Genomic DNA, 13,809 nt, shown 5'->3' on the forward strand with positions numbered 1-13,809 from the left:
CATCAAGCGCTATGCCAACGACATGCATGGCGCCAAGCGGCGGCCCAGCACACAGAGCGTGCGCCTGCAACACGCGCTCGCGACGCAGGCCTTACCCCAGCGCGGCCACGATTTCCTCACCGCGCGCATCGTGCGCGACGAGACGAATCTCGCGGCGAGGCTCCTCGTCCGGCGCCGCGCCTTCCTCGTCACGCGTCACGAACACGTCAAGGCGCTCATCGCCCAATTCGTCCGAGAATTGCTCGCCCCACTCGATGACGCAGACGCCATCGCCGCCAAGCACGTCCCACACGCCAGCGTCACCGAGCTCCTCGGCATCATGTAGACGATAGAGGTCGAAGTGGTAGAGCGGCATGCGCGCGCCCTCGTGCACGGCCTCGAGGGCAAACGTCGGGCTCGTAACCTCGTCCTCGACACCCATGGCGGCAGCGATGCCCTTTGTGAGCTGCGTCTTGCCGGCGCCGAGGTCCCCCGTGAGCACCAGGACATCGCCCGGCTCGAGCGCAGCTCCCAGGCGCTTGCCCAGCTCGAGCGTCTCCTCGGGGCTCGTGCTCTCGAAGCATCCGCTCATCGCGCCGCCTCCTCCGGAAGACCCGCGCCTGCGGGCGCCTTCTTGCCGGCAGCGTCCGCAACCGGCCTCACGTTGTGGGCGGTCGCCGCAGCAGCCGTGACCTCTCCGCGCGGATTGGCAGCAAGCCAAGCACCCGCGCGCGCGAGGTCTTCCTCGAGCAGGGGCTGCCAATCGGAGTGGTAGATGCAGGCGGCCGGGTGGAACGTGGGCGCCACTACGAAGTGACCTTGCTGGTAGAGCTTGCCGCGCAGCTGCGTCACGCCGCGATCGGTCTTGAGAACCCACTGCGAGGCAAAGTTGCCCAAGCAGACAATGACGTCAGGCCAGACGGAGCGAATCTGCTCGCGCAGGAAGGGCGAACACGCCTCAATCTCGTCCGGCTTGGGGTTGCGGTTTCCGGGCGGGCGGCACTTCACGACGTTGGCGATGTATATCTCCTCACGCGTGAGACCTGCGATGGAGAGGAGGGAATCTAGCTTCTTGCCGGCGGCGCCCACGAAGGGCTCGCCCTTGAGGTCCTCGTTCTTGCCCGGGCCCTCGCCCACGAACATCACGCGAGCATGGGGGTCTCCGGTTCCAAAGACGAGGTGGGAGCGCGTCTGCCCGAGCTCGCAGCGCTTGCAGTCGCCGAGCAGGTTCTCGATCTCCTCGAGCATGACCTCGCCAGGCTTCTGGTTGACGTGGCCGGGGATCTTCATGACGGACACGAGGAAAACCTCCTAGATGTAAACCTTCTCGAGGCGGGCGCCAAAGTTGCACGTCACCTCATAGTTGATGGTTCCGCGCAGGTCAGCTATCTCCTCGGCGGTGATGCGCTCGTCGCCGTCCGCGCCCATGACGGTCACGAGGTCACCGTAGTGGACCTCGTCCATCGGGCGAGCGGCACGAGTCGTGTTGACGTCTACGGCGAACATGCACTGGTCCATGCAGATGTTTCCCACCTGCGGGCAACGAGTGCCGTGGACCAGGACGTCCATCTTGCCGGAAAGCGAACGCGCGAGACCATCCGCATAGCCGATCGGGAAGGTCGCGATCTGGACGTTCTGCCTGGCGACGGAGTAGGTCTGGCCATAGCCCACACCCGAGCCTACCGGCGGATACACGACGCGCGTCACGCGGGCGCGTACGCTCATAACCGGGTCGAGGGAGATGTGGGGGCGCGTGGACTCCGCAGGCTGCATGCCGTAAAGGCCTACGCCCACGCGACACATGTCGAGGTGGGTCTCCGGATGGAGCACCGTGGCCGGCGTGTTGTCGCAGTGCACAAGACCGCAGTCAACGCCAGCGGCACGCATCTCGGCGACGGCCTCGGTGAAGCGACGATACTGCAGACCGAAGGTCCAGTCATTGGGGACATCCGCCGTGGCAAAGTGCGTGAAGGTGCCCGCGCACGAGAGGCCGCGGTGGAAATCGATGCTATGGCGGAATTCGAGGGCGTCCTTCCAGCCCACGCCAATGCGAGCCATACCCGTCTCGATGGCGAGATGGTACTTGCCCACCTTGTCGAACGCCGCGGCGCACTCCCCATAGGCAAGGGCGAACTCGGGCGTGTAGACGCTCGGCATGATGTCGTTCTCGATGAGGGTCTGGACGCACTCCATCGGAGGCTCGGAGAGGATGAGGATGGGCCAGGTGACGCCTGCGCGGCGCAGCTCGAGGCCCTCCTCCACCGTGGCGACGGCGAACTGGTCCGCGCCGGCGGCATGCATGACCTTCACGCACTCGACGGCGCCGTGTCCATAGGCATCCGCCTTGACGACGGCCATCATGCGCACGCCCGGCTCGAGCTTCTCCTTGAACGCACGCGTATTGCGACGCAGCGCGCCCTTGTCGATCTCGACCCAGGACCAACGCGTGTCCGGGCACCTATGCTGAACCATGGGTATGCGCCTCCGTGTCGCCGGCAAGGCCGGCCCTCGACCACCGACATCGCCGGCGGTGCCGCTGTCCTACTGTTCTTCGCCCTCCGCCTCAGGGGCGATATCCGCGCCGCTGAAGGTCGCACGGTCCTCGACCGCATCAAGCGCGACACCGACGGAATCGATTATATCCGCCGCCATGACGCCCCTCGAACCGAAGCGCTCCTGGGCGATAGACGCGGCGCACCCGTGGACCTCGCAGGCGAGGGCCGTGAGCGTGGGAAGGTTCTCTGTCTCGACGCCACGGGAGAGCAGACCAGCCATGATGCCGGCAAGCACGTCGCCCGAGCCGGCAGTCGCAAGGCAAGCGGGGCCCGGCTTGGGCAGCAGAGCCACCTCAACGCCGACGCAAGCCGTAGCGGTACCCTTGGCAACCACCACGATCTCGCTGCCGCCATCTGCCCAGACCACGCGACGCGCCGCGTCGAGGGCCGAAGTCAGGGTGTCAGGAGAGGCGTCGCCCGTGAGGCCCACGAGCCTACCCAGCTCGCGACGGTGCGGGGTGAGGACGAGAGGGGCGCTGCGACGCAGGAGCTCGGGGAACTCGTCCAGGGCGTTGTTCGTGAGGCGCGCGATGCTGTTGAGGCCGTCCGCATCGACGACGAGCGGCGTCTTGCCCTCGAGCAGCGTGGAGACGACGCCCACGGTGCCGCCCGTCACGCACATGCCAGGACCCACGAGCACTGCTGAACGACGCGCGGCAAGCTCCGTCACCTGGGCACGCGCGGCATTGGAGAAGGTGCCGTCCGCATCCGCCGGAAGGCCCACGACGGGAATCTCCAGCAGGTGCGTGCGCGCGAGGTTCGCGACGGGCTCCGGCACGGCGAGCGTCACGTAGCCGGCACCGGCACGCGCGGCGGCCTTGGCGGCCATGATCGCAGCGCCCGGGAAGCGAGTAGAACCGCCAACCACGAGGACACTGCCACGCGTGTACTTATCCACAACGCACGTGGGAGGCTGGAGAACGTCGATGTAATCCGCCGTCTCACAGCGCCAGGCCACGGGATCCGCCTCGTACACGAGCTTGGCCGTCTGCTCTGCGAGCGGAGCCACCACGATGGAGCCGCAGACATCGCGGCCATCGTCAGAAAGGAGACCGGGCTTCAAGGCGAGCATCGTGATCGTGACGTCGGCGACTACCACCGCGCCCGGGGCACGGCCGGTTTGCGCGGAAAGGCCGCTCGGGACATCGACGGAGACCACGCGGGCTCCGGAGGAATTCAGCGCGTCAATCCAGATGGAGAGTGGGGCGACGGGAGCGTCATGAAAGCCCGTGCCGAGCATGGCGTCAAGCACGACGTCAGCCGCACCGAGCAGCTGGTCGAGCTCGTCTCGGGAGGGACCCACCAGATACTTCACGCCAGACTCGATGGCGGCGCGGGCCACCATGGGGGCGAGGTCGCCGTGCAGGTTCTCAGGCTCGCAAGGCGTCACCACGCGGACGTCAACGCCTGAAGCCTTGAGGTCCTCGGCGGCAACCCAACCGTCTCCGCCGTTGTTGCCAAAGCCCGCAAGGACGACGACGCGCGAGACGTCACCCAGGTGCATGACCTCCTGAGCCGCCGCGCCACCGGCGCGATGCATGAGCTCGGAGACGCTCACCCCCGCATTGGAGAGGCGCCTCTCGACCGCACGGATATCCTCGATATTAAGAACCGGCTGCATACCCGATCACCTTCCGTTATCGACACGCTCGAGCTCATCGATAATCGAGCGTGCCTCCTTGAACGACTCCGCCAGCTCGCGGCGGGGATCGCGTGCATCATCAACCTTGGGGGCCGTCTCCGCCGTCGTGGCGACGGCATTCGCAACTGCCATCTCACGAGTAAACGACAGCGAAATGGCAACGGACAGAACGCCGCGCTCTTGGGCGATCTCAGCCGCACGGCCTTTGAGGACCGCCTGAGGTCTGCCCGCGGCATCCCTCGAGACGCTCACGTCATCAAAGCGCACACCCTTGCCAAAGCCGCAGCCCAGTGCCTTGAGAACCGCCTCGCGGGCGGCAAAGCGGCACGCGTAGTGCGCCGCCGGACGCGTGCTGTGCTCGCAATACTCGCGCTCCTCGTCCGTGAACACGCGGAGGGCGAAACGCGGGGTACGCGACAAGATCTTCTCCATGCGCGAGATCTCGACGATATCGACGCCAACTCCTGCCAGTGCCATGAGCCTCCCAGCCTCTCGGTATCTCTTCTAGTCTAGCGCGAGAAGACCGCTTCGAGGAGGAGGCTCGCAAGGAGCGGACTAGGCTGACAACAAAAAGGGAGGGGCAGCGTGTGCCCCTCCCTCGACATAGCTAACGCGCGCAGCCGGTGTCCACGCCGCCAGACGCCAGGCCGCCGCCAGACGCCAGTCGCCACGCTGTCGGGCGCCAGTTGCCAGGTCGCCGCCCTACTCCACGGTGACGGACTTGGCGAGGTTCCTCGGCTGATCGACGTCGCAGCCACGCAGAATCGCGACTTCGCGAGCCAGGAGCTGCAGCGGCACCGTGGCCGTGATAGCACTGAAGGCGTCGCGCACCTTGGGGACCCAGATGACGTGATCGGCGATCTTGCCAATCTCCTCGTCTCCCTCGGTCGCGATCGCGATAATCATGGCGCCGCGGGCCTCGCACTCCTTGAGGTTGGAGACGGTCTTGTCATACGTCGGGCTCTTGGTGGTCACGGCAATGACCGGGAAGCCGGGATCGATCAGGGCGATGGGGCCATGCTTCATCTCGCCAGCAGCATAGGCCTCAGCGTGCAGGTAGCTGACCTCCTTGAGCTTGAGCGCGCCCTCGTAGGAAATGGCGGCACCCATGCCGCGGCCAACGAACAGCGCGGACTGCGCGTCCTTGCATGCGAGAGCCGCCTCGTGAATGGCATCGCCCTGGGTGTCAAGGATGTGCTGAATCTGCTCGGCGGTATCGCCCAGCTCGCGGAAGAGCATGCGGCACTGCTTGGTGGTGAGGCGGTACTTCACTTGGCCCAGAAGCATCGCCAGAAGCGTGAGGCTCACGACCTGGCCGATGAAGCTCTTGGTAGAGGCGACGGCAATCTCCTTGTTCGCCTTGGTGTAGATCACGCCGTCGCTCTCGCGCGCCACCGGGCTGCCAACGACGTTCGTGATGCCGAAGACCTTGGCCCCTTTGATGCGCGCGTCGCGGATGGCGGCGAGGGTGTCAGCCGTCTCGCCGGACTGAGACACGGCAACGACCAACGTGGAAGGCGTGATGATGGGATCGCGATAGCGGAACTCGCTCGCGGCCTCGACCTCGGTGGGAATACGCGCCCAGGACTCGATGAGGTTCTTGGCGATAAGGCCGGCGTGGTAGGAGGTGCCGCAGGCGATGACATAGACACGGTCGACGTCATTCAGCTCCTCGAGAGAAAGGCCGAGCTCATCGATGTCGATGCCGCCGGCGGCGCTCAGACGCCCGACAAGCGTGTCGCGAACGACGCGCGGCTGCTCGTGGATCTCCTTGAGCATGAAGTCCGGATAGCCCGCCTTCTCTGCCATATCGATGTCCCAGTCGATGTGAGTGACCTCAGGCTCAATCGCGGCGCCCGTCTCGTCGGTAAAGGAGATTCCCTCCGGAGTGAGCTTCGCGAACTGGCCATCCTCGAGAACGACGACGTCGCGAGTTGCATCGATGAGGGCAATCACGTCAGAAGCCACGTAAGAACCGGTCTCGCCACGGCCGATAACGATGGGCGAATCCTTGCGGGCGACGGCAACCACGCCAGGCTCGTCGGCGCAGACGGCGGCAAGGCCATAGGCACCCACGACATGCGTGCAGGCCTCTCGGACGGCGGCCATGAGATCGCCGGTCTTCGTGTATCCCTCCTCGATGAGGTGGGCGAATACCTCGGTGTCCGTCTCGGACTTGAAGACATGTCCACGGGAGATGAGCTCTTCGCGGAGCTCCGCAAAGTTCTCGATGATGCCGTTGTGGACGATCGCGATGCGGCCGTCGCAGCTCGTGTGGGGGTGGGCATTGGCGACAGAGGGCTTGCCGTGGGTCGCCCAACGCGTGTGGCCGATGCCGCAAGTCGACTCCTCGTCCATGTGGTCAAGCTCGGACTCAAGACCAGCGACCTTACCCACGCGACGAATCACATCAAGGCGGACCTCGGCGCCGTCGCCCACCTCAAGCGCCACGCCCGCAGAATCATAGCCGCGGTACTCGAGACGCTTCAGGCCATTAATGAGAATGTTCTTTACGGCTTCAGAGCCGGTATAGCCTACGATTCCGCACATATCGCTCTCCCTCCGTTGTGCCGCGCTCCGATTTGGCGCGATAAGGCGCACCATCGAAGACCTCGCAACGTGGTGACAAACCTACGGGGAAATAGCCTAACGGCTGATTTTCCGTCCGGAGGTTTCGTTCGCGAAAAAGTAGCACTGGAATTTAGGGGAGCTGGATAATCGCAGGTAAAATTTAATCGCTTGATATATCAACCACGGAATTTATACAGTGGCATGTCGGGAATTCGACACCAGCAAGCGATGCTTGCGCTGCAGGCGAACGCCGTGCGGAACGCCGGTCCACCTCTCGTTATAAAAGAAAAGGTCCGCCAGCCGAAAGGCTGACGGACCTGACAAGCAAATATGCCTCTGGGGCTTAGCGCTTGGAGAACTGCGGGCGCTTGCGGGCCTTCTTGAGACCCGGCTTCTTGCGCTCGACGGCACGAGCGTCGCGGGTGAGGAAGCCAGCCTTCTTCAGGCCAGCGCGGTAGTCGCCGGCCTCGAGGAGAGCGCGGGCGATGCCCAGACGAAGGGCGCCGGACTGACCGGAGATGCCGCCGCCGTCGCACAGGGCGATGACGTCGAAGTGCTCAGCGGTGTCCGTCACCTTGAAAGGAGCGCAGGCGTCGTCGACGAGCTGCTGACGGCCAAAGTAGTTAAGGGCGTCGCGGCCGTTGACGGTGACCTTGCCGGTGCCGGGAACGAGACGGACGCGGGCGACAGCCTCCTTGCGGCGGCCAGTGCCAGTGTAGACAGCAGTGTTGTCAGCCATCGGTTAGGCCCTCCAATCAATCTGAACGGGGTTCTGAGCGGCGTGCGGGTGCTCCGGGCCAGCGTAGACCTTAAGCTTGGTGAACTGCTTGCGACCAAGCGAGGACTTGGGGAGCATGCCCTTGATCGCGTGCTCGATGACGCGCTCGGGGTGCTTCTCCATGGCCTCCGTGAAGCTCTCGAACTTCATGCCGCCCAGCCAACCGCTGTAGCGCCAATAGCGCTTGCTGTCGGCCTTAACGCCGGTAAGCTGGACCTTATCAGCGTTGATGATGACGACGAAATCACCCGTGTCGGTGTGCGGGGTGTACTGCGGCTTGTTCTTGCCGCGAAGGATCATGACAGCCTTCGTGGCGAGACGGCCGAGCGTGGCACCCTCAGCATCGATGAGGACCCAATTGCGGGTGACCTCTCCGGGCTTGGCGTACTGAGTCGACTTCATTTGACTCCTCCGTGTGCTTACGTGTTGCTTTGTACTTATGCGAGGTTACGGGGCTCTGCAAAAGTAGCTTTCAAATTGTAGCGCGCGGTCGGAGAAGTTCAAGGAAAACGCACGAGTTTTCGCAAATATGTGTGGGAATTGCGACCAGGTTCATCCGCAATGTAAATCAGGGCTCAAAATCCCGTCGCATCAGCCCTCAAGACGCGTCTGACACCTACACGCCGAAGGCTCGGACCACGTCGAGTGCCTCACTTGCCTGGCGTCGGCCATCAAGGTAGAGGCGCAGCAGGCCCTCGCCGTCCGAACCCGAAGTGCTCCCGACGGTCACCGGCTCGCCCGGGGCGATAACGGCGATCTTCTCCTCGCGCTCGAGACGCCAGATGCGCTCGCGCTGCTCGTTATAGCGTCCCGCTCGCGTGCGAAGCGCCTCGAGGTAGTAGGGGAAGTCGGCATAGCGGCGATCGGCAAGTGCCTGGAGCTCGTAGCCGCCCTTCTTCTTGTAGGTGCGGTCCTGCGTAAGCACGACGACTGCCGCGCGTGCGCCGTCCTCAAGGGCCCGCTCCACGGGGACGGAATCCGTCGTGCCGCCGTCAAGATAGCGCCCACCCTCGGTCTCGACGATACGCGAGATGACGGGTAGCGACGCGGAAGCGCGAATCTTCTCGATGTCCTCCGGCAGGCTCTTGACCTCAAGGTACTTCGGCGTGCCAAAGACGACGTCCGACACGACGACCATGTAGCGGCTTCGACGCACGGCGAACGTCTCGTAATCGAACGGATCGATCTCGTCCTGGATCTTGTGATAGAGGAAGTCCGCCCCCGCGATGTCGCCCGTCGTGGCGAGCGACTTGAACCCCATGAAGCGGGAATCATCACGGAAGGCCAGCGTCTCGCGCATGTAGCGTCCCTGTTGGCGAGAGAGGTAGCTCGCGGCATTAATGGCGCCCGCGGAGACGCCCCACACGGTGTCAAAGCCATAGATGCCCTGCTCCATCAGCACGTCAAGCACTCCGGCGGTGAAGATGCCTCGCATGCCGCCTCCCTCAAGCACGAGGTCGACGCCCGTGGAGGGAGCTCCCATCGCGTTCACGCCCACTCCGGACGCGCTCTTATCTCCCCTGTTGAACAAGCTAAACGCCATGATGCCTCCTCTGATGGCGCCGCGAGCGCCCGAGTATCCGTTGGTTTTGGTTATACCCGTTCGCCTTACATAATCTCGGCCATGCATCGACAAGCTCCGCAAAACACCACCGCCGAGAAGGGCGCGTCGCGGCATGAAAAAGCCCCGCCCGCAAATCGCGGACGGGGCGCAACAGACATGGTGGAGCCGAGGGGGAAGCAGTCGAACTCGACGGCTTCCCCTTTAACAAAAGGGGATTCGTCGGTCCAATACTCATCCAGCGAGAACCAGTCCCGCCACGTGATTTCCTGCTTGTCATCCTCGGAGAACCACATGCTCACGACGAGCTTGTCATCGTAAAGATAGACTTTATCCACGAAATACTCGAAGACCTGGTCTCGAATCTCCGGGTCGTTCACGTCGGCGTGCAGGAACTTGTCGAAGTACGCCTGGATGCTGTGCCTGTCCTCGCACAGCGACACGCGGACGTTTTCCGTCCCTATGGCATCGTTCAGGGCGCTCTTCTGCTCTTCGAGCTGCGTGAGGCGTTGTGTCACCGTATCGCTGACCACGCCCTTCTCGATGACCTTCACGAGGTTCGCGAGGCTTTTCTCCACTTCCCTGCGCTTCGCCTCCAGCGCTTCGAGATACGCGGTGTCGTCGTGGCTCTTCTCGTAATACTCCGCCGCATCCAGAGCGAGCGCCGTCACGTTCTCCTCGTCGTCGACGATGTTGTGCAGGGCGAACAGCACCATGTCCTCCAAGTCCCGCTTGCGGGCCTTGTGCAGGTGGCACTCCTTCCTGCGCTGGGCGGAGCAATAGTAGTAGTAATACGTCCGTCCCGTCGCGCTCGTACCGGACACGCCCTGCATGGTGCTCCCGCACTCGCCGCAATAGAGCTTGCCCGTGAGCCAATAGCGCGGGGCCTCGGCGTCGTCCATGCCGTGCGCCCGCTGGGAACCCTTGCGCTTGTTCTCGGCGAACCGCCTTTGCGCGCGGTCGAAAGTCGCCTCGTCGACAAGGACGGGCATTCCGCCGGCGACCGTGATGTCGCCGTGGTGGTACTCGCCGATGTAGGCGCGGTTCTTGAGCATCTTGTTCAGCATGTTCACGCTGAACTTCGCGTTCCTCGGCGTGCGCAGGCCCTGCGCGTTCATCTCCTCGGCAATGGTCTTCAGCGGCTTGCCCGATGCGTATTCCTTGAACGCCCACTGCACGAACGGCGCCGTGTTCGGGTCCGGGATGTACTTCTTCGTGGACCTGTCCACGTCGTAGCCGAACAGCTTGTGGCCGTTGTACAGGGCGTGCTGCGCGTTGTAGTCCATGCCGCGCTGGATGTTCTGCGACAGCTGGCGGCTGTAATACTCCGCCATGGCCTCCATCAGCCCCTCGATGAGGACGCCTTCGGGTCCCTCCGTCGGGATGTGTTCGGCCAACAGGTGAATCTCGCATCCCGCGTCGCGGATTTTCTTCTTCGCCATCGCCAGAACGTACTTGTCGCGCCCCAGACGGTCGGTCTTCCACATGATGAGGGTATGGGGACGGATTTTTGCGACTTCCGACAGCATCTGCTGAAACCCCGGTCGTGCGTCCGTGGTGCCGGATATTGCCGCGTCCTCATACTCCTGCACGATTTTGAAGCCGTGCGCATCCGCCCATTCGTGGGCAAGCTCGCGCTGCTGGTCGATGCTCGCGTCGTTCTGCGAGTGGGACGAGAAGCGATAGTACGCTATCGCGAGGTTGTTGTCGTTCGGCGCGAATTTCTTCTTACGTGCCATAGGTTTACCACCCCCTGTAATTTCTGCTTATAGGTTTTCATGGTTCACTCCTTTGGAAATAAGCCCGCCGCCCAGATGGAACGGCGGGCTATCCGACATTTAGCTGATTGACTGCATGGCGAGCAAATCAGACTTAGTGCGTTCCATCACCGTCCGCATGTACTCGTCCATATACGCCCAATCAGGCTCGTCATCACTGGTGCACGGCAATGTCACAGTCAACAGCTTCGCTTTGTCCCATACACACTTATCGTCATAGCTAAACTTGTCCTTGATTGCCTTTTCGAGCACAGTTGCAAGAAACATCAACGTGAATGCAGAATCAATCTCAGCTTTCGGCTTCACCAGATAGGCATCCCATAACACACCTGTTCTCTGCGGTTGCGCATACACATCGCCTGTTGCGATAGCACCGTTCTGCACAATATCAATCGTCATCTCAGCGGTTTCAAAATCGGCCTCGCGCCCGTAATACATGATGCCGTTGTTGCCATGTTTGGCGTTCACAAGGGGAAGATTGAACTCCTCTGTACGTTCCTCAGAAACATCGAACGTCTTGTTGAAGTCCTCTTTCTTGACATCAAGCTGGAGCTTTTCGAACAAGTCCCCGATGATGAACTCCTGCCATCTGGATACACTCAACGCATGCTTTTCTCCATCGGCCTGTCTCAGACTCTCAAGGCTTGCCTCAGACTCTCTCATGACCGCCGACATGTACTCGTCCATGTACGCCCAATCAGGTTCACCGGACGAGTCGACGGGAAGCGGCACCTTCATGGCGGAAGCTATTTCACGCGTAAATTTGTAGCCATAGTCAAAGCCGCGAAGAACCGCCGCCTTCTTAAACGCGACCACAAAGAATAGCAGTCGATTCTCCTCCCACTTTGCCGCATATTCGCCTGTTGGATACATCCCCTGTACATGCGGATACCCAACAAAATCGTAAGGCTGATAAAAAATCGCATCTGCTGTTGTGGTGTCGCTGAATGTGACTATTCCGCCTTTCTCGGTGGCGTTTTGCGTGGAATAACCGCCGATGCCATTGTTATAGCTTGAATTAACTACAACCGGATAATCCCCATCATCCATTAATTGGGCGTTTATCATTTTGTATGCCTTTGTTGGATGAATGTCGAACAGGTCACCGACAATAAACGGCTTCCACGCACAAGTATCAATCCTTGCCATCAATGTCACCGCCTTTCCGCATAGTCAAAGTCACGGACTCGTCATCGGCGCTTACACGGCCCGAATACATCGTCGTATCCAACAGTTTCTCGCCGAACTCCTTTGCGTCGATTCCTTGCTGGAACATCAGATAGTCCATCGCCGTCTTACGAAAATCCTCCTCGAATATCTCGAACGGCTTCTGCGGCACCTGATAGGACAGGTGCTCGGCGGGGTTCACCCACTGGCACGTATCGTCGCCGGACTGCTTCTCAACCACATCGACCCAATGCGCCTCGATAGCCGCCCACTTGCCGTAGACGTCATGGCGTCCCTTGTTCTTGACCGTCGCCAGGCCGTCGGACTCCATGTAGCAAGCGAAAAACTCCTTGCCATCCTGTGCTACGCCAGCCTCGAACACAAAGATGCTCGTAGTCACGCCCACGCCGAAGAACAGGTCCTCCGGCAGCTTGATGACCTTGCGCAGGCGGTGGTTCTTCAGAATGCGCTTCATCTGCGCCTTCGATGCCTTCTCCAGCTTCTTGTCCGGCAGGATGAACGCGCACTGGGTATGCGCGGGAACGCTGTCCAGCACGTTCTCGACGATGGTCATGCAGCCATACTTGTTCTCGTATGGCGGGTTCATCAGCACCTTCGTAATCGGCTTGGACCGCATCCACTCACCTGCCTCCTCGGTACGTGCATCCATCTGCTCGAGGTTTGTCTTACCGTCCTTATGGATAAGCATGTTCGCGCACGCCAAAGCGTAAATCTCGCGGTCGAACTCGATGCCATAGAGCTGCTTGGACTTAATTTCACCGGCCTTCTTCGTCCCCATGCCGCCGGCCTCGCGAATCATGTTCGCCATAGCCTTGACCAGAAAACCGCCGGAACCGCACGTGGCGTCCAAGATGCAGTCGTCCATGTTCACTTCGAGAATCTTGTACATGAAGTCCGTGATGTGCTCGGGCGTGAATATCTGTCCTGACTCGGACTTCTTCTTGTAACGGTTGAACTCGTTGAAGAAGATGCCCATCACGTCTTCGCCGCGCCATTCGTTCGAGTTGACGCACTCGGAAATCTCGACGACCCAGCCGATAAAATCGTTGATTGCCTTCTGGTTATCGGTCGTATTCATCTTGATGTCGGAATACTCTTCCAACAAGATGTCAATCTTCGCATTCTGCTTGCGGCTGTCCTCCAGCGACTTGGAGAGCGTCGAGTGAATCGCGGTGTGGAACGTTGCATATCCCAGATTCTTCAGGCGCTTCAATCCGGCACCGTAACGCTCGGCAACCAACGCGCATGCCGTGAAAATCATGCGGTGATACAGGTTCTTGATACCGAACTCGAAGTGCAGGCAGTTGTTGATACGCGCCGTCAGCTGGTAAATGCGCTCCTTGTCGATGCTATCGACGGTATAGAGCGACAGGTAATAACCGGCATGCTGCAACTTGTCGGGCGTCTTGACTTCCTCCTCGCCCTTAAACACGCGCACGTCCTCGCCGTTGTACAGAACACCAACAACCTTCTCGTACTGCGTTTGCACAATGCGGACGTTCTTCAGCACCTCATCCACCTGTGCTTTGCCAAGGGCAATGCGTGTCGCCTTCGTCTCCAACACCAACGCCACGTCTGCCTTGTTCTTAGGCAGATACCAGCCGTCCGGCTTATCGGCCACGCCCACGAACCCCAGCTGATTGAACGTCGTGAGCTGCCCGACACCCGCACGCGCCGCATCGCTATCTACAAGCCCGAGAATGTCACGCGCCAAATCGCGTACCGCATCCTCCGTCAAATTCTTTGCCATCTATTCG

The 13,809-nt window shown here is 61.4% G+C and carries 12 protein-coding genes; all 12 read right to left on the bottom strand.

Features of this window, described 5'->3' with window-relative positions; all coding sequences use genetic code 11:
- Positions 1 to 91 precede the first annotated feature (91 nt).
- Positions 92 to 571 carry a tRNA (adenosine(37)-N6)-threonylcarbamoyltransferase complex ATPase subunit type 1 TsaE gene (gene tsaE / locus ACTQ1Z_RS05470; RefSeq protein ID WP_414153562.1) on the bottom strand — a complete coding sequence of 160 codons (480 nt, stop codon included), beginning with the start codon at positions 569 to 571 and terminating at the stop codon, positions 92 to 94.
- Positions 568 to 1,278 (bottom strand): uracil-DNA glycosylase, encoded by a 711-nt coding sequence (locus ACTQ1Z_RS05475; protein WP_441859416.1) that lies wholly within the window; start codon positions 1,276 to 1,278, stop codon positions 568 to 570. The genes tsaE and ACTQ1Z_RS05475 overlap by 4 nt, the downstream gene beginning before the upstream one ends.
- 12 nt (positions 1,279 to 1,290) lie before the next feature.
- The gene (gene alr, locus ACTQ1Z_RS05480; RefSeq protein ID WP_441859419.1) at positions 1,291 to 2,451 is read right to left on the bottom strand and encodes an alanine racemase; all 1,161 of its coding nucleotides are present in this window, start codon (positions 2,449 to 2,451) and stop codon (positions 1,291 to 1,293) included.
- 69 nt (positions 2,452 to 2,520) lie between these two features.
- Positions 2,521 to 4,155, bottom strand: a complete 1,635-nt coding sequence (locus ACTQ1Z_RS05485) for an NAD(P)H-hydrate dehydratase (protein WP_441859421.1) — start codon at positions 4,153 to 4,155, stop codon at positions 2,521 to 2,523.
- Between the two features lie 6 nt (positions 4,156 to 4,161).
- Complete coding sequence (gene acpS / locus ACTQ1Z_RS05490; protein ID WP_320679925.1) at positions 4,162 to 4,653, bottom strand: holo-ACP synthase; 492 nt, start codon at positions 4,651 to 4,653, stop codon at positions 4,162 to 4,164.
- Between the two features lie 225 nt (positions 4,654 to 4,878).
- Positions 4,879 to 6,726, bottom strand: a complete 1,848-nt coding sequence (glmS, locus tag ACTQ1Z_RS05495) for a glutamine--fructose-6-phosphate transaminase (isomerizing) (protein ID WP_441859425.1) — start codon at positions 6,724 to 6,726, stop codon at positions 4,879 to 4,881.
- 364 nt (positions 6,727 to 7,090) lie between these two features.
- Positions 7,091 to 7,486 (bottom strand): 30S ribosomal protein S9, encoded by a 396-nt coding sequence (gene rpsI, locus ACTQ1Z_RS05500; RefSeq protein WP_441859428.1) that lies wholly within the window; start codon positions 7,484 to 7,486, stop codon positions 7,091 to 7,093.
- A gap of 3 nt (positions 7,487 to 7,489) precedes the next feature.
- Positions 7,490 to 7,927: a 50S ribosomal protein L13 gene (rplM, locus tag ACTQ1Z_RS05505; RefSeq protein ID WP_441859429.1), complete on the bottom strand. Its 438-nt coding sequence runs from the start codon at positions 7,925 to 7,927 to the stop codon at positions 7,490 to 7,492.
- A 214-nt stretch (positions 7,928 to 8,141) separates the two neighbouring features.
- On the bottom strand, positions 8,142 to 9,068 hold the full coding sequence (locus ACTQ1Z_RS05510; protein ID WP_441859431.1) for a patatin-like phospholipase family protein: 927 nt from the start codon (positions 9,066 to 9,068) through the stop codon (positions 8,142 to 8,144).
- A gap of 65 nt (positions 9,069 to 9,133) precedes the next feature.
- A complete protein-coding gene (locus tag ACTQ1Z_RS05515) occupies positions 9,134 to 10,825 on the bottom strand; it encodes a recombinase family protein (RefSeq protein WP_441859433.1) in 1,692 nt (563 codons plus the stop codon).
- Positions 10,826 to 10,924: 99 nt separating this feature from the next.
- A complete protein-coding gene (locus ACTQ1Z_RS05520; RefSeq protein ID WP_441859435.1) occupies positions 10,925 to 12,013 on the bottom strand; it encodes a restriction endonuclease subunit S in 1,089 nt (362 codons plus the stop codon).
- Positions 12,000 to 13,802, bottom strand: a complete 1,803-nt coding sequence (locus ACTQ1Z_RS05525; RefSeq protein ID WP_441859437.1) for an HsdM family class I SAM-dependent methyltransferase — start codon at positions 13,800 to 13,802, stop codon at positions 12,000 to 12,002. The genes ACTQ1Z_RS05520 and ACTQ1Z_RS05525 overlap by 14 nt, the downstream gene beginning before the upstream one ends.
- Positions 13,803 to 13,809: the final 7 nt, after the last annotated feature.

The organism is Parolsenella sp. LCP21S3_E11, assembly GCF_052118165.1.
Classification (GTDB): Bacteria; Actinomycetota; Coriobacteriia; order Coriobacteriales; family Atopobiaceae; genus Parolsenella.